This window comes from Cysteiniphilum sp. GTC20157 (assembly GCF_055396795.1).
Genome location: NZ_AP044698.1, coordinates 1 through 16,993, shown reverse-complemented (window position 1 = coordinate 16,993; position 16,993 = coordinate 1). Strand labels below are relative to the sequence as shown.

Annotated in this window: 13 protein-coding genes; 6 read left to right on the top strand and 7 right to left on the bottom strand. The window is 38.4% G+C overall.

Annotated elements, in window-relative coordinates:
- Window positions 1–126 precede the first annotated feature (126 nt).
- Together ACZ5V8_RS00065 and ACZ5V8_RS00060 are read left to right on the top strand one after the other, a co-directional pair.
- On the top strand, window positions 127–1,293 hold the full coding sequence (locus ACZ5V8_RS00065; RefSeq protein ID WP_464217867.1) for an ATP-binding protein: 1,167 nt from the start codon (window positions 127–129) through the stop codon (window positions 1,291–1,293).
- 73 nt (window positions 1,294–1,366) lie between these two features.
- Window positions 1,367–2,317, top strand: a complete 951-nt coding sequence (locus ACZ5V8_RS00060; protein ID WP_464217866.1) for a ligand-gated ion channel — start codon at window positions 1,367–1,369, stop codon at window positions 2,315–2,317.
- 118 nt (window positions 2,318–2,435) lie between these two features.
- Here the strand turns inward: ACZ5V8_RS00060 and tadA are convergent, their stop codons facing one another.
- The gene (tadA, locus tag ACZ5V8_RS00055; protein ID WP_464217865.1) at window positions 2,436–2,912 is read right to left on the bottom strand and encodes a tRNA adenosine(34) deaminase TadA; all 477 of its coding nucleotides are present in this window, start codon (window positions 2,910–2,912) and stop codon (window positions 2,436–2,438) included.
- A 140-nt stretch (window positions 2,913–3,052) separates the two neighbouring features.
- Here tadA and ACZ5V8_RS00050 point away from each other — a divergent pair, with 140 nt between their 5' ends.
- The 4 genes from ACZ5V8_RS00050 (at window position 3,053) to ACZ5V8_RS00035 (ending at window position 9,871) form a co-directional block, all read left to right on the top strand.
- The gene (locus ACZ5V8_RS00050; protein WP_464217864.1) at window positions 3,053–4,849 is read left to right on the top strand and encodes an autotransporter assembly complex protein TamA; all 1,797 of its coding nucleotides are present in this window, start codon (window positions 3,053–3,055) and stop codon (window positions 4,847–4,849) included.
- Window positions 4,846–8,136, top strand: a complete 3,291-nt coding sequence (locus ACZ5V8_RS00045) for a translocation/assembly module TamB domain-containing protein (RefSeq protein WP_464217863.1) — start codon at window positions 4,846–4,848, stop codon at window positions 8,134–8,136. Before ACZ5V8_RS00050 ends, ACZ5V8_RS00045 begins: the two co-directional genes overlap by 4 nt.
- 70 nt (window positions 8,137–8,206) lie before the next feature.
- A complete protein-coding gene (locus tag ACZ5V8_RS00040; protein ID WP_464217862.1) occupies window positions 8,207–9,487 on the top strand; it encodes a DEAD/DEAH box helicase in 1,281 nt (426 codons plus the stop codon).
- Between the two features lie 231 nt (window positions 9,488–9,718).
- Window positions 9,719–9,871, top strand: a complete 153-nt coding sequence (locus tag ACZ5V8_RS00035; RefSeq protein WP_464217861.1) for a hypothetical protein — start codon at window positions 9,719–9,721, stop codon at window positions 9,869–9,871.
- 10 nt (window positions 9,872–9,881) lie between these two features.
- Here ACZ5V8_RS00035 and leuB read toward each other — a convergent pair whose 3' ends face one another.
- The 6 genes from leuB to dnaA form a co-directional block, all read right to left on the bottom strand.
- A complete protein-coding gene (leuB, locus tag ACZ5V8_RS00030) occupies window positions 9,882–10,985 on the bottom strand; it encodes a 3-isopropylmalate dehydrogenase (protein ID WP_464217860.1) in 1,104 nt (367 codons plus the stop codon).
- Between the two features lie 95 nt (window positions 10,986–11,080).
- Entirely contained in the window at window positions 11,081–11,935 is an 855-nt protein-coding gene (gene aroE / locus ACZ5V8_RS00025) for a shikimate dehydrogenase (protein WP_464217859.1), read from the bottom strand.
- A 144-nt stretch (window positions 11,936–12,079) separates the two neighbouring features.
- Window positions 12,080–12,970, bottom strand: a complete 891-nt coding sequence (locus ACZ5V8_RS00020) for an arginase (RefSeq protein WP_440617540.1) — start codon at window positions 12,968–12,970, stop codon at window positions 12,080–12,082.
- Window positions 12,963–14,036, bottom strand: a complete 1,074-nt coding sequence (locus ACZ5V8_RS00015; RefSeq protein WP_464217858.1) for an ornithine cyclodeaminase — start codon at window positions 14,034–14,036, stop codon at window positions 12,963–12,965. Before ACZ5V8_RS00015 ends, ACZ5V8_RS00020 begins: the two co-directional genes overlap by 8 nt.
- A 215-nt stretch (window positions 14,037–14,251) precedes the next feature.
- Window positions 14,252–15,364: a DNA polymerase III subunit beta gene (gene dnaN, locus ACZ5V8_RS00010; RefSeq protein WP_464217857.1), complete on the bottom strand. Its 1,113-nt coding sequence runs from the start codon at window positions 15,362–15,364 to the stop codon at window positions 14,252–14,254.
- Between the two features lie 14 nt (window positions 15,365–15,378).
- Complete coding sequence (dnaA, locus tag ACZ5V8_RS00005; RefSeq protein ID WP_464217856.1) at window positions 15,379–16,893, bottom strand: chromosomal replication initiator protein DnaA; 1,515 nt, start codon at window positions 16,891–16,893, stop codon at window positions 15,379–15,381.
- Between the last annotated feature and the right edge of the window lie 100 nt (window positions 16,894–16,993).

The following is a 16,993-nucleotide window of genomic DNA, read 5'->3' as shown; positions in this document are numbered from 1 at the left end:
TTTTATGAAATGTGATTATTGTTGCTTGATGTTGTTGGTTGGAGTGAAAAAATATCAAAAATCGCTATCGGCAATCTCTATTTTTGTGCAAAATGGAGATTATCGATAGCTAATTGCAATTATATTATGTTTAAACGACTGCTCAATATTGACCCCGACTCACAACAAAGCTACTTTTTGTTTGGTCCAAGAGGCACTGGCAAGACATCTTGGTTAAGATACCACTTCAAAAATAGTCTTTATTTTGATCTATTAAAGGAAGATACTTACACCTATCTACTGGGTGATGCCACCCGCTTGGATGCCAGTATTCCAGAGGATTATAAACAATGGATTATTATTGATGAAATTCAGAAAATTCCCGCGTTACTGGATGAAGTGCACCGCCTCATTGAAGGACGTAAATTACGATTCATCTTAACAGGCTCTAGCGCTCGCAAGCTCAAACGAAGCGGAGTTAACCTACTTGCAGGGCGCGCGCTAATCAAACATATGCACCCAGTTACTGCTATTGAACAGGCTGATGATTTTGATATTGCTAAATCTTTACATACCGGTCATTTACCAACAGCATTACTGACATCACAGCCCGATGAATACTTAAAAAGCTATGTGGCAACTTACCTTAAAGAGGAAGTATTGCATGAGAGCTTAACGCGAAACATTGCCTTATTTGCACGTTTTTTAGAAACAGCAAGCTTTTCACAAGGTGAAACACTCAACTACACCGAAATTGCCAGAGAAATTGGCAGTTCAAGGCATACTGTTGAGAACTTTTTTACTATTTTAGAAGATCTCCTTATTTCAATTCGATTACCTGTTTTTACAAAAAGGGCTAAACGCGAAGTTGTCATGGCGCCTAAATTTTATTTTTTTGACGTTGGTGTGTATAGAGCAATACGTCCTATTGGCGTACTTGATTCACCAGAGGAAATTGATGGCGCTGCACTTGAGACACTGTGTTTGCAAGAGTATAGAGCCTGTAATGACTATTATAATTTAGGATATCAATTTTATTATTGGCGAACACGCACTCAGCAAGAGGTAGATTTTATTTTATACGGAGAGCATGGGTTAATTGCCATTGAGGTTAAGCGCAAAAAGAAAATTAGTCGTAAAGATCTCAAAGGGCTAATAACCTTTAAAGGTGACTACCCAATGGCAAGCTGTTACCTACTCTACGGAGGAAATGAAAAACAAAACTTAGATGGTGTTACTTTACTGCCCATATCACTTGCATTAAAAGATGCTAACCTGCTTTTAAAATCGCCAACGGATTACGCACATAGCTAACAAGTTCTATTAGGTGCGAATATTATTTTTTAAACTATACTTTTGTCACGTATGAAAATTTGATGGATCAAATATGGCAAGGTTCTTAATAGTGCTTTTAAGTTTTTTATTTTGTGCACAAACTGCTTTCACTCATGACAAGGCACAGAATGCACCAGCTAAAGTCACCATTGGTACTTATATCACGCATGTTTATGATATTAACTTGCAGAAAAAAACAGTTTCTGCCATTTTTTGGTTGTGGTTTATTTACCCTGATCAACTGAGTATCGAAAACAATGAGTTTGACATTATTAATGCTGAAAAATTTTCAGTACTCTATAGTGGCACGCAAAAACTTGCAGATAATAAGACACTGAAGCAATATAAAATTCGTGCTACCTTATCACAGAACTGGAATTTTGAGAACTTCCCCTTTAGCACAAAACCACTATCTATCGTTATCGAAGACGCTGATTTTAATGCACACATGATTGTATTTAAGACCGATGACATTAACTCTGACGTTGATCGTGAGATACCTTTAAGCGGTTGGCGATTAGGGGCTGATCACTGGCGTAGTTATATTCATCATTATGACACCAATTTTGGTAACCCTAATAACCCAACTAATACTGCCTATGCCCGAGCGATTTATTCTGTCGAGATGACACACACTAATATTCGCATGTTTATCCATATCTTTGGGATGTTATATCTTGCTTGTATCTTAATTTTGGGTATGTTCTTTATTCCAATCAAAGACATCAAAAGTCGTCTGGCACTCAATTCTGCCGCTATTTTTGCCGTTGTCGGTAGTAAGATTTCCACTGACTCAATACTACCGCCATCAAATACGATTAATCTTATTGATAAAATTCAATTGAGCGTGCTGATATTTATGGTGGTTACACTCATCACTGTTGTGTTGAATTATTACCTTTGTGAAAAACATATTAAGCTTGCGCATACTGTTAATGTAGGCTTTGCCATATTGACGGTATTAATGATCGCACTCAGTAATTTATTTTTTATGCTCGCTTAACCTTAAGTTATTAATATTAATAATGAAACAGCGAATTGCCTAGCGATTTACCTCTCCCCTTGCGGGAGAGGTCGTGCAGCTTACGCTGCGCGGGTGAGGGGGAGCAATAAAACTCAGCTCATTTATTATGCTTTTTCTGCAACCGACGCTTATTAAAAAATGTCTTAAGCATATCACTAGCCTCATCTGCTAATATTCCGCCTTCAACATTCAAGCGATGATTTAAAAATGGCTGTGTATGTAAGAGTGCTTGTGAACAGGCAACACCTGCTTTTGGCTCTTTGGTCGCAAAATAAAGTGTTCTGATACGCGCGTGCACCATCGCCCCTAGGCACATCATACACGGCTCTAAAGTGACATAGAGATCACATTCAGGTAAGCGGTAGTTTTGCATTGCTTGTCCTGCATGACGCAATGCAACCATCTCAGCATGTGCGGTTGGATCATGACGCATAATCATCTGATTAAACCCCTGACCAATGATTTGATTGTCTCTGACAATAATCGCACCAACGGGGATTTCATTATGCTCTTGAGCTTTTTTTGCCTCTAATAGCGCATACGCCATCCACTGCTCTTTATTTATTAACGTCATATTAATACTCATTACACACTATTTCGCCACTTAATACTGTTAAATATTTTCTGATCGCGTAGTTTATTTATCTACACCACAAGTTAGCCTATACTATACTACACTTTATCAACAACTTGACCTTGTAGAGTAATATTAAGATGTTAAGGAAGACTATTCTTTGTATATTTTTTATATTTTACATATTTAGCCTTAGCTTCTTGTACGCTGCTGATGACAATAAAAGTGATTCAAACCCCCCAACTCTCGATATTGTCATTAATGGCATTAGTGATAACAAAATCACATCAAGCATTGTTGATAATATCAGCTTATCGCGCTTTAAGACATTTGCTGTTTCTCACCCTAACCAAATGCAGTTATTACTTAAAAAAAGTGATAATGAAATCAAGACTTTACTTGAGCCCTATGGTTACTACAAACCAATCATTACCACAGATTTTAGTGTCAAGGACAACCTTTGGATTGCTACCTTTGATGTCAAACTCAATGAGCCAATACATATTGACAAATTGACAGTTAATATCAATGGCTCGGGTAAAGACTCTAAAATCGCTCACAATACACTCAATAACTTACCGCTTAAACAAGGCGATATTTTAACGCAAACTGCCTATGAAAAATCTAAAGCGTTACTGACTGACAACTTTTTTAATGCCGGTTTCCTAGATAGCAAACTCACAGAACATGAAATTCGTATTAATATGCTTAAATACACTGCTGAAGTTATCCTAACCGTAAATACGGGAGCACGTTACAAAATCGGTACTATTAATATCAAGCAACAGCGTTATGATTATGCTGAGCGTTTTATCAACGATATTATCAACATCAGCATTGGTGATAACATGTCACAAAAAAAGATCACCAAAGCCAATAAACGCCTACAAGATAGCGGCTATTTTAGCAATGCTCAGTTGGTACCTAAAATCTCCAAACGTGACAAAGTGAATAAAACGGTTCCCGTGGATTTAAACCTAACCGCAGGACATGCACGCACCTATACTTTTGGGGTAGGTTATGGCACATTTACAGGTCCCAGAGTGAGTTTTGGTACGCTTTTTCGCCATGTCACCGACACGGGGCAACAATTCTCATTTAATGTCTCCGCCTCACCTGCTAACAGCACGTTTAGTAGTAGCTATGTTTTTCCAGGCAAGGATCCATTGCATGATAACTGGAGTCTTATTGCCGAGCAAAGCTATATTGAAACGGATACATACAATGAACGTCAAACCAATTTTGGCATTGCACGCACCCATAAATATGGTCATTGGCAAACCACCGTTAGCTTACAGCAATATCTTACCAATTATGACACCGTCGCTAACCCTAATAATACCAATGGTAAATATCTCGTTCCCGCTTTAACCCTTCTCTACGACGGCAGCTGGCAAAATGGCTTTTGGCGTCAAGGCTTGGTGTGGAATGAACTATTGCAAGCTTCCATCAAATCGCCACTTTCGGATCAAGATTTTATTCGCAATAGCATGAGCATTTACTATTCATTACCCATTAACCCTCAATGGAATCGCTTATTATTTGGTGCCAATTGGGGATTTATTACCGTTGATAATATCCAAAATGTCGCCCCTAATTTTCGTTTTTATGCCGGTGGTGTGAGTAACCTCTTGGGCTACCCTTTCTTAAGTCAAGGTCCGACGGTCAATGGCAATGTCACAGGGGGGCGCTATCTTGCCACAGGAATTGCCGGCATTGAGCAACGTATTTATGGCAACTTCAGCTCAATGCTTTACTACAACTTAGGTAACGCTGCCAATAAACCTAACTTTAGTGATGTTGATATTTTACGTGCCGCGGGTATCGGACTTAGCTACAAAACACCACTTGGCCCCTTTATGGTATTTTTCACACGCACACTGAATCACAACAATGAACACTGGCGCTTTGATTTAAGTATTGGGATAAGCCTATGAGAAGCTTACGTAAAACAATTAAATGGTGTTCAATCACACTCTTAAGCCTAATATTAACCCTTGCATTGGCACTTGGTTTTTTATTATTCACCACGCCAGGTTTGCAAATCACGCAAAAAATCACCAACCATTTTTTGCAGCCCCTTGGTATTAGTCTTAAGGGCAATATTTCAGGTCAAATTAATAGGCTTAAACTTGATGAGCTTGATATTAAAAATGACATCGTGGATATTCGCTTAAGCCAAGTTGAACTGTCGTTATCATTATGGTCTTTGATCAGCCTTCAAACGCTTGATGTTAAGCATTTATCCTTAGATAAAGTCTATGTTGACGTCAATACACAATCACCCAGTAACGAGAGTGATAGTCAAACACATAAAGATAATAGCCCTTTTAGCATGCCGCTTGATCTTTATGCCAAAAACATCAAGGTCAGCGATGTCGCGTACCTGATGAATAAGCAATTAATCGTCCATGCTACGAACGTCAGTGCAAATGGTATTAATTTAGTTAATGATAAACTAGCGCTTAGCAAGGTCGCTGCTAATGTTCCTGCGTATTCAGCCAGCACGGCAGTGAATAGTGGTTATATTATATTAAACGCGCCTTTTAAAACGCACTTAAAAGTCACCCTATCTGCTGAGCAAAGTGGTGCCGATATTAGCAGCACACAGACTCAAGTTATCGGTAATTTTGCAGATAAATTTAGTATCATGAGCGATGGTGTTATTCACTACAAAACGAGACCCTATCCTTACTCACTTATTTCAAGCTTTGACCAAAGGCAAATAGTCAACCAACTGAAACTTGATCATCTTGCCGTGATCAATAATACATTGCTATTTAACGACCAACTGGATTGGTCAGTTAACCTCACCTCTTTAAATCCGTCTGTGTCGCTTAAGTTTAATATCGGTGGCAAGCTTAATACCACTGACCATGATTTTCGACTTAAAACCAGTTTTTGTGATATTTTCACCCACAATGATGAGTTACGTTGCCATGCAAATTTATCTAGCAGCAATGGCGCTTTTCACTTAAACCAATTTAAGTTGATTAATCCAAGCAATGATGATCACGTGCAAATCAAACTCACGCAATCCAAACAGAACATCAAAGCGCAGTGGGAAGTTTTTGTGAATAATCTTAATGCTTACCCTTTTAATGTCAGTGGTAATATCTACTCACAAGGAAACATTGATATCGATGACAAGGCAACAAAAGCACTCACAATGACGCTTGATGTGCATGATTTTATCTACAAGCAATTTGACCTCTCCAAGCTTATGTTGGCTGTTGATAATCATGCACTAACACTCAATGCCGATTCTAATAAAATCTCAACACTACTTAAAATGCAATTACAACAATTGTCTCTCTCACAGGTTGTCGCAAAAATCGATACTTTAGATTTCACTAGCAAAACCTTCAAGCAAAACTGGCACTTAACTAAAGCCGTTGATCTATCTGTTAGTCCTGATAAAAGCAACATCAGTGATCTTTGTCTTTTGGCATCAAATGACAATCATTTTTGCATCAAGGCCTCACTGGCAGCGAATGCCATTGCGATTCAAACAGCAGGTGAGATAACGCCTGCGCAGTTTATTCCTAATCTGCCTTATGGCGGTGATAGCTTTGCTTTAAGCTTTAAGGGAGACTATTTACAAAACCCTAACAGTGATCCTAAAGCAAATTTCAGTATTTCTGGACATGGCTTATTCTTTGCCAACAACATCTCATGGTTCAAACAATTGCAACAAATTGTGCCAATCCATCAGTTATCCTACACCACCAATATCAATACCAACTTATCACTTGAGCATCAAAAGTTGGTTTTAAAAAACCATATTTCTTTTCCGCATAATACGCTAGCACTTAATCTCAATAGTGATAACTTTGATTTATATAATTTGAGCAAAGCCAATTTAAATGGCGCGCTTGATCTAACATCAACCCGTCTTGATTGGGTCAGTAATTTTATCCCGCAATTCCCGACATTGATTAATAAAGGGAATTTAGATAGCCGTTTGCAAATCACAGGTACTTTGTTTGACCCACACATTGATGGTAATATTGCACTTAAAGATGCGCAAATTGAGCTACTACCTTTAAATACTACGCTAGATAATATCAATGCAAAGATCGCTGTAAGAAACCCACTAAATGCCAAGCTTAATCTTACGGCAAACATCCAAAAATCACCCTTAACCGTCAGTGGGTTTGTCGATCTTCACGGCGCCACACCAAATACCAATATTAATATCAATGGCAAAAGACTATTAGTGCTTAACACGCCTGATATGGAAGTAACGGTAAGTCCTAGTTTGAATTTCAATCAGAGCAATGGCAATAGCAGTTTAAGTGGTAATATTTTTATTGATAAGCTAATTGTTAATCTTGCTGATATGAAAAGTAGCAGTCTACAAAATACCATTCAAAACGATGTTATCTATGTCAACAATAGTAATCAGGCGATACAAACGCAAAAAAACACACCATTTAGCATGAATCTCAATATTGACATGGGTAAAAGTGCCCACATCTCAGGTCTTGGCATTGATACCAAAATTCAAGGTAATTTAAACATCATCAGCCAACCGAATCAACCAATGCTTGGTGTTGGCACGCTACAACCAGTTAATGGTGTATTTAGCGCTTACGGTAAAACTTTTAGTGTAGATCCTAAATCAACTATCCAATTTAATAACTCGCCAGTTGATAATCCGATGCTAGCAATTACCACATTTTATAACATTCCAACCTCTGTCAAGCTAACACAATCAAATGCGCCTGATACCATAGGCATTGAAATCACTGGCATGGCAAATAATCCAAAAATTCAACTGTTCTCAGATCCGAGCATGTCGCAAACAGATATTCTTTCTTATATTTTATTTGGTCAAGTGCTAAGCAATGCCAATAGCAGTCAAACATCATCAGATGCATTATCGCAAGCCGCTCTTTTAATTGCGATTAACGAAGGTGGCAGTGGCGTCATTGATGAGCTTAAAGATAAGCTCTCTCTTGCTGAGTTTTCACTCGGGAATTTAAGCAACAACCCAACCAATACGACAAACAACACAACAACAGCGCAAAACAATACAGCCGTTTTTATTGGCAAACAGGTTACTTCCAGACTTTATTTAAGCTATGGCGTCGGGGTGTTTACCGGTGAGCAACAAGGTATTGCGACCTTCTCGCTCACGCCACAATGGAAACTCAAAGGTGAGGTAACAAGCTTTGATCGAGGTGGTGACATTCTTTATCAAACGCATTCTGAAAATTAAAAAATAACTATCCATTCTCTGTCAATATGTCTATGCTTAGCACAAATCTATTCAATGTTTGTAAATATCAATGTCATTCTCCTCATTAGGCTTAAGCACTGCCATTTTAAATGCGCTGACGGAACAGGGTTATAAATCGCCATCTCCCATCCAACAAAAGGCCATTCCTGCCGTTTTAAGTGGGCGTGATGTACTTGCTGCAGCACAAACCGGTACTGGCAAAACAGCCGCCTTTACTTTGCCCATTTTAGAAATGTTAGCACAAGGACCTAAAGCAGTAACCAATCAAACACATGCGCTTATCTTAACGCCAACGCGTGAACTTGCAGCGCAAATAGAAACAAACATCCAAGCATATAGTGCAAACTTACACTTACGCTCTTGTGTGGTATTTGGTGGCGTTAAAATCAATCCACAAATGATGCGCTTACGTAAAGGCGCTGACATTCTCGTGGCAACGCCTGGGCGACTTTTGGATTTATATGAGCAAAATGCCATACGCTTTGATCGCTTGAAATTTCTCGTCCTTGATGAGGCCGACCGCATGCTTGATATGGGCTTTATTCATGCCATTCGCAAAATTCTAACCCTTGTCCCCAAAAAGCGCCAAAACTTGATGTTCTCAGCAACCTTTAGTCCTGAGATCAAAGAGCTTGCTAAATCTATTGTCCATAATCCTTTAGAAATCTCAGTAAGTCCACCCAACCAAGCAGCACCCAAAGTAAAACACTGGATAGTTCCAGTTGATAAAAAGCAAAAAACCAACTTACTCATCAAACTCATCAAAACTCATAACTGGGCACAAGTATTAGTTTTTTCACGCACTAAACACGGTGCCAACCACCTTGTCGGCAAGCTAGAGAAAGCGAATATCAAGAGTGCTGCCATTCATGGCAACAAAAGCCAAGGTGCACGCACCAAAGCATTAAGTGATTTTAAAGACAATGAAGTTCAAGTATTAGTAGCAACAGATATTGCTGCTCGCGGCTTGGATATCAGCCAGCTGCCTTGCGTGATTAATTTTGATTTACCCAATGTGCCTGAAGATTACGTTCATCGTATTGGACGCACCGGGCGCGCAGGTGCCGCAGGTGAAGCAATCTCTTTGGTGAGTGCCGATGAATTTCCACAATTAGCTGACATTGAAAAACTCTTAAAAAGAGCGCTCGAGCGCGTTATTATTGAAGACTTTGATCCTGTACACAGCCTACCGCAATCTAATCCGCATAATTATAAGACCATCAAGAAAGTATCTCCTAACAAGCCCAAGGTTGAACATCGCGATGGGCAAAACGCTAAGCGTCATCCTAAAGGCAATCGTCAAAGACAGAATCGCTCAGGCAATAAGTGATTAATTGAATATTGTAATAATTCAAAAATAAGTTGAGCTTTAATTACTCCCCTCACCCGTGCAGCTTAAGCTGCACGAGCAATCCCGCAAGGGGAGAGGTACTAGCTGACGCAACTTATTCTTGATATTACATTGCAGTTTATTAAATATCTCTTTTATTCCACGCATTCACAACGCGATTAATAGGTTAACGCTTAATGGCACTACCTTTAGGAGGATGACTAACCGTCCATGGCAGATCCGCATTGGATCCTCACGCCATCTTGCCTTACGGATGACAAGTCAGAGGCTGTCATTGCGAGCATGGATGCGTGGCAATCCATTTTATCAGGGATGATTGATTTAACGTCGTTGCAAAGCCTATATTTACAAGCTACTTCTTAAGGTAGTGCCATTAGGTTAATGCTGATTCTGTCAGTGCTGTGACAATCTTTTGGGTGATTTCTTTACTGCCTATGCTTGCAGCACCATTAGCAATATCCGCCGTTCTATAGCCTTGCGCTAAGACTTGATCAATTGCCTGATCAATCGCTGCAGCCTCCTTATGCATAGCAAATGAATAAGATAACATAAGTGCTGCTGATAGAATTTGTGCGATTGGATTGGCAATATCCTTACCCATAATATCAAAGGCTGAACCACCTGCGGGTTCATATAAACCAAAGCCTTCTTTATTTAAGCTAATTGATGGCACAAGCCCTAACGAGCCGGGTAACACAGAAGCCAGATCCGATAAGATATCACCGAATAAGTTACCCGTTACAATCACATCAAATTGCGCAGGGTTTAACACCAGCTGCATTGCTGCATTATCAACATACATATGCTTTAATGTGACATCTGGAAAATTTCTCGCCTCTTCATTAGCAATATCGCGCCAAAGTCTTGACGTATCTAAGACATTAGCTTTATCGATGGAGGTCAGGATTTTGCGTCTTTCGCCAGCACGTTTAAAAGCAGCTCTGACAATATGTCGAATTGTTTGCTCATCATACTCTGCAACATCGGTGGCACAGCGGATACCCTCTTTATTCACAAAGCGCTTATGCTCACCAAAATAAATATCTCCTGACAATTCACGAAAGATCTCAATATCCGCACCATTGGCAATGCGCTCATTCTTAATAGGGCTATTATCTTTTAATGCCGGAAACATTTTAATCGGGCGAATATTCACCCCAAAATCAAAAGTTTTGCGCAAAGCTAATATACTTTTGGTCTCACAACCCTGCCATTTAGGATCATTTTGCGCATCAACAGGACCACCCACTGAGCCAAATAAAATGGCATCTGCAGATTTGCAAATATCAATGGTCTGTTTAGGGCAATGCTCAGCATAAACATCAAAGGCAGCACCACCAATTAAAGCCTCTTTATACGTAAATTCGTAGTGGTATTTTTTAGCCACTGCATTTAATACATCAATGGCACACGCCATCACTTCAGAACCAATACCGTCCCCTGCTAAAATTGCGATTGTTTTTTTTGTTTTTTTCATTTTTTAATCACCTTCTACTTTTCTATAATTCATCATTCCATAACCGCTGTAACAACACTTGCCAAGGCAGAATTGAAATTCCACTTAGTAAAGTTCTAACTTCCCAATCCAAGCTTACCACATATACTCTGAAATTTAGATGTGTCATTTAGCACCCTAATTAACCCGCGCCAGTGTTGAAAAGCAATCTTGCTTAGTTCTAACAACATTCCCTTGCCATCTGTTGCCTGAATATTATTTGACTGACACCAAGTGGTAAAAACCGTGCCATTTGGTGCATACATCAAGTCGTACGCCAATGCACCACTTGTGAAGTTATCAGGCTTTAGCGGTAAGTTTTCCTTAGCAACGCTCGCTGAAGTTGCATTGATTACAATATCAAATGCATCGGTAATTTCATCTAAAGCACAGGCGCTCAGCTTAACCGCACTATTTGTTGAGCGCTCTGCTAGGTTCTGCGCTTTTTCTTTGGTGCGATTAGCAATCGTGATACTTTCTGGGGTTTCACGCACTATAGCACCTAGAATGCCCTTAGCTGCGCCACCAGCACCTAAGATTAAAATTCGCTTATTTTGCAGACTAATATTTAAATTATTCTTAATATCATTCACAAGTCCGACACCATCAAGGTTTAACCCAATAAACTCGCGCTTATCATTAATAATGACATTACTCACTGCTTGTGCTTCTTGCGCTAGATCATCTAGTTTATCGCAATAGCGGTATAATTCTTCTTTAAATGGCAAGGTAACACTCAAGCCTTTCACTGTATGATCAAGGCGCAATATATTAAGCGTTTGTTCTAGATTATCAGGACAAATCTCCAAAGCTTCATAGCACATCTTCTGCCCCGTTTGAGCGGCAAACTCCGTATGTATCTTAGGAGATAAACTATGTTTGACAGGGTTACCTATCACATAATATTGATCTATTGGTTGCTCAACAGGCATCTATGCCATCCTTTGTTATCTTAGATATCAATAGCCTATTGAAGCATTTTCAGAGATAACAAAGAAGTGTTTTATTAGCAAGTCTATCGCATTGTTTAAATGATCTTCAGACAATAATATTAAAAGTTAAGATCAATGACATACTCAAACTGATAACGATGTAGCTTCACCGTTATCTTCTGACAAAAAACCATCATTCTCCGTGATAGCTGTAATAATATTTGCAATGACATCAACCCCTTTATCATTATGATCTAAGGTTGGGTTATATTCAGTAACTTCAATGCCTAGCAATTGCTCTTTAGGCATTTCTTGAAAGCTTGATAATACCTCGGGTAGCAAAATCCCATCCTCTACCGGCGTACCTAATGCTTCAATATACTGAGGGTCCAAACCATCTAAATCAAAACTAATGCCAAAAGGAATATCTTTTGATTTGAAGTGATCTATTGCTGAGTCAAAACAATGCTTAAAGCCAAATGCATGAACATCTTCCATCATAAACACTTTAACGCCTAAGCTTTTCAAAATTGCTTGCTCTGGTTCCTCAAATGAACGAATACCTATTAAAACAATATTTTCAGGTTTAAGTTTAGGATTGTCTGATAATATCTTTGTCATTTTATCATTACCATAACCCATTAGTGCTGCCACTGGCATGCCATGTAAATTACCACTATGAGAACTCTCCGTAGTATGTGCATCCATATGCGCATCTATCCAAACAAGTCCAAACTCACCCATCGCAGCATAAACACCTGACCACGTGCCCACCGCACAACTATGGTCACCGCCAATGGTAATAAACTTATCACCCTGCTCAACGATATTTTTTGTTGCATGAGCAAGTTCGGTTGAAAATGTATTTAATGCATTAAGTGCTGAAAGACGTCTTTCCTCTCCCTCAAAATAAACTGTTTTTTGCCATAACAACTCTAATTTCAACTTACGCTTCACGTGATCAGGCGCCTGCTCACAGCCAATAATACCAGCGCAATTGCCAACACTAGCCCCTAAAAAGCGATAATTAGACATTCGCATGCACCTCTTTAATTTGTAGTGCGCTATTATCTGTGTTGTTATTTAATACGGAGAACAAATCCTTAGGATCTTTTAATGCCGGAATCATATTCATGGGCACGCCGATATTATATTTCTCAGCCAATTGATATGTCAGCTTCAGTGCTGAGAAGTCTTCTAAAGCAAAACCAACTGAATCAAATACAGTAATCTCATCTTGGCTAGTGCGCCCTTTTTTCTCACTTGAGATAAGTTGCCATAATTCAGCATAAACAACTTTCTTTGCTTCTTCTTCAGTGAAATGTTGAATCTCACCTTCAATAAACGACTGCTCAAAGAACTCAACCACCACTTTAGCGCGTGGCAAAATGGCTTGATCTAACTCTGTTTTGCCCGGGCAATCACCTCCTAAACCATTGATATGTACACCTTCTTTGATCCAGCTATTTTCAATCACAACAGCATGTGCTTTGCAGGCAGTACACACTGTAATAATATCAGCACCCTTGACCGCTTCTTCATTGTTAGCACAAGGAATGAGTTCAAAATCATAAGCTTGCATGTTTTTCTCAAAACGACGCATTGCCTGTGGATCAATATCATGGTAACGAATCGTTTTAATATCACGCACAATGGCTGCTGCTAATGCTTGGAAGTCACTTTGCGCACCTGTACCGATTAACGCCAAAGTGTTGGCATCTTTTCGTGCTAAATAGTCTGTCGCCAACGCTGAAGTAGCCGCTGTGCGTAAACCTGTTAACACCGTCATTTCTGAAATTAACAATGGATGACCATCAGAGACTTTTGATAACTGCCCTGTCGCTACAATCGTTTGCTTATTCTGCAATGGATTCTTTGGATGTCCATTGACATATTTATAGGCAAATAACTCTTTATCTGCCGTTGGCATTAATTCAATTACACCATCGGGCACATGAAATGCTGGACGTGGAATCTTATCAAATTCTTGCCAACGCAGAAAATCACTCTTCAAGGTTGTCATTAAGTCAACTAAATACTGTCTTAGACCATGTTTATGAATAAGCTCAGCTAACTTTTCCACTGAAATTACTTTGATCATTATATTTCTCCTATCCCACATATTTTATATAGCTAAAGTTATATAAGATTATAAAACTTTATACTGAATATATTTTTAACAATATCACATGCATTTACCTATAGATAAATAGATCATGTTTTACTGTAGATTTTCAACAAGAGGTAATATAAATTTAATAATCAAAAATAGCAAATGGATTTATGCACAGATTTCTAAGCCCGCCATTAGCTCTTTTAAAGCTTAATCGGGCTCACCACATACGTGCTACGGCTATCATTGTCCTTAATGAGTAAGCTCATTTGCGGGCTATCAAAATAAAAGTCAATATGCTCTGAATCCAACACATCAACGATATTCAAAAGGTAATTTACGTTAAAACCAATTTCCATCGGTTGATCGCTATATTTTACTTCCATTTGATCTTGCGCTTCTTCATGCTCTGGATTATTTGCTGATAAAAGCAAAGCATTATCCTGAAGCTCTAAGCGTACGCCGCGATATGTTTCATTCGATAAGATCGCCGTACGTAATAATGCTTGTTTTAATTCAACTCGATTTGCCACTAATAACTTGGTATTATTCGGCGGAATCACTCTTGTGTAATCAGGAAAACGCCCTTCAATAAGTTTTGATGTAAACTGAAAATCAGGCAGAATTATTCTGAAATAATTCTTACCAATTTGCACTTCAATTTCAGCATCTTCAGGCGCTGATAACGTGCGTTCTAATTCTTTAATTGCTTTGCTTGGCACAATAATCTGAACAGCATCTAGGAAGGTATCTTCTATTAATACTTCAGAACTTGCCATACGATGACCGTCAGTCGATACAGTTCTAAACCGATCATTGTTGACTTCCCATAACATACCATTTAAGAAATAGCGTACATCATTATTTGCCATGGCAAATTTTACACGCTTGATTGCCGAATTAAGCTGAGCATATGATAACTTAAACATCGCTCTACCGGTATCTTCATTCATCACAGGAAAAGATGAAGCTTTCAAGATTGACATAGTAAACTTACTGCGATTACACGCAATTAATACACGATCATTTGCTTCTTCTGTTATTTTGACAGATGCACCCTCTGGTAGATTACGTATAATATCATGAAGCTTTTTGGCAGGAATAGCGATACTACCATCATCAGATGCTTCTTCAAGCTCAACATAACTGACAATTTCAGTCTCTAAATCAGAGGCCTTTAGGCGTAGCTTACCCTCTTCAATAATAAATAATACGGAGCTTAGCACTGGTATCGTATGCTTTTTATCAGCAATTGATACTAAACCTTGTAATGGCTTTAACAATGCATCGCGAGAAAGTGTAAATTGTAACATCATATCTCCCCTGGGAATTAATGCGCTAATTTGCGCGATAAATTTTGATAATCATCCTGTATATCAACATTATTGACAATCAGTTTCTTTATAGTCCTTACTGCATGTAAGACCGTGGTGTGATCTCTACCACCAAAAAAGCCACCAATTTCCGGTAAACTATGGTTGGTAAACTCTTTAGCTAACGCCATTGCCATCTGCCTTGGACGCGCGACATCACGACTTTTTTGCTTTGATAGTAAGTCTGTTATTTTAATATTATAATAATCAGCAACAACACGTTGAATATTGTCTACTTTGACAATTTTATCCTGTATTGAAATAACATCTTTTAAGCATTCATAAGCAAGCTTCTCATCAATTGCTTTTTTATTAAACTGAGCATAGTTAAGCACGCGCCTTAGCGCACCTTCCAGTTCTCGCACATTAGAGCGAATATGTTTTGCCATAAAAAGCGCTACATTTTGATCAATTGGTCGACCAAATTGGCTCGATTTATGCAATAAAATTGCACTGCGTGTTTCAAGATCAGGAATATCAATTGTTACGGTCAAGCCATAACCAAAGCGCGAAACTAAACGCTCTTCAAGTTTAGGGATTTCCTTGGGATACTTATCACAAGATAAGACAACTTGTTTACCATTTTCAAGCAAGGTATTAAATGTATGGAAAAACTCCTCTTGAGAGCCTGCTTTACCGGCAATAAACTGGATATCATCAACTAATAATACATCAACAGAGCGATAAAAGTTTTGAAATTCATCGCCTGAGTGTAAACGTACCGCATCAACATAATCTTTGACAAAGCGTTCAGATGTTACATATAACACTTTTGCTGTTGGGTTATTATGTAATACATAGTTACCAATAGCATGCATTAAATGTGTTTTACCTAACCCACTACCGCCATAGATAAACAATGGGTTATACGCCAATCCTGGATTGATAGAAACCTGCATAGCCGCAGCGCGAGCTACTTCATTTGCTTTACCAACAACAAAGTTATCAAAATTATATTCTTTTTTTAATGGTGAACCAAAATCAACACGCTTTTGATCTTTAGGAACGGATAATGCTTCATCAAAACCATAAAGCTCACTGGAAATACCTGAATTTTTATCCACTTCAAATTCATTTTTTTCATCCGCTAAATCATTATGCTCAATTAAAGTATCTACAACTACTGGCGTAATAGCCACGTTTTGGTTGAAAAGATCAGTCTGTGGACCAACACTACTTTTAACTGTTTGAGTTTGCATTGCTGTGGTTTGTGTTTCCACATTTTGAGTGTTGTTGCCCTTTTTTACTGAAAACTCAACGATTAAATGATTATTTTGTTTGTACTTTTTCAAGGTATCCACAAGAACCTGTTGATATTTGGTCTTAACCCAACCAAGAAAATAATTATTCGGTGCATAAATTGTGAATAAACTACCTTGATCATTTGTTTTTAACGGTGTTATCCATATTCTATACTCTTGTTCAGACAAGTTGTCTTTTAAATAATCCAAACATTCTGACCAAACATTCATATTTACAATGCATCCTATATATATCAAGGGTTTCTAGCATTTATTAAAGGCTTTAAATAGACTAGAAAAAGTTTATATTTTTAAATTAGCTTCGGATTAT

Coding starts and splice junctions, on each gene's coding strand:
- ACZ5V8_RS00065 (WP_464217867.1), top strand. CDS start 127: ATGTTTAAACGACTGCTCAATATTGACCCCGACTCACAACAAAGCTAC.
- ACZ5V8_RS00060 (WP_464217866.1), top strand. CDS start 1,367: ATGGCAAGGTTCTTAATAGTGCTTTTAAGTTTTTTATTTTGTGCACAA.
- tadA (WP_464217865.1), bottom strand. CDS start 2,912: ATGACGTTAATAAATAAAGAGCAGTGGATGGCGTATGCGCTATTAGAG.
- ACZ5V8_RS00050 (WP_464217864.1), top strand. CDS start 3,053: ATGTTAAGGAAGACTATTCTTTGTATATTTTTTATATTTTACATATTT.
- ACZ5V8_RS00045 (WP_464217863.1), top strand. CDS start 4,846: ATGAGAAGCTTACGTAAAACAATTAAATGGTGTTCAATCACACTCTTA.
- ACZ5V8_RS00040 (WP_464217862.1), top strand. CDS start 8,207: ATGTCATTCTCCTCATTAGGCTTAAGCACTGCCATTTTAAATGCGCTG.
- ACZ5V8_RS00035 (WP_464217861.1), top strand. CDS start 9,719: ATGGCAGATCCGCATTGGATCCTCACGCCATCTTGCCTTACGGATGAC.
- leuB (WP_464217860.1), bottom strand. CDS start 10,985: ATGAAAAAAACAAAAAAAACAATCGCAATTTTAGCAGGGGACGGTATT.
- aroE (WP_464217859.1), bottom strand. CDS start 11,935: ATGCCTGTTGAGCAACCAATAGATCAATATTATGTGATAGGTAACCCT.
- ACZ5V8_RS00020 (WP_440617540.1), bottom strand. CDS start 12,970: ATGTCTAATTATCGCTTTTTAGGGGCTAGTGTTGGCAATTGCGCTGGT.
- ACZ5V8_RS00015 (WP_464217858.1), bottom strand. CDS start 14,036: ATGATCAAAGTAATTTCAGTGGAAAAGTTAGCTGAGCTTATTCATAAA.
- dnaN (WP_464217857.1), bottom strand. CDS start 15,364: ATGATGTTACAATTTACACTTTCTCGCGATGCATTGTTAAAGCCATTA.
- dnaA (WP_464217856.1), bottom strand. CDS start 16,893: ATGAATGTTTGGTCAGAATGTTTGGATTATTTAAAAGACAACTTGTCT.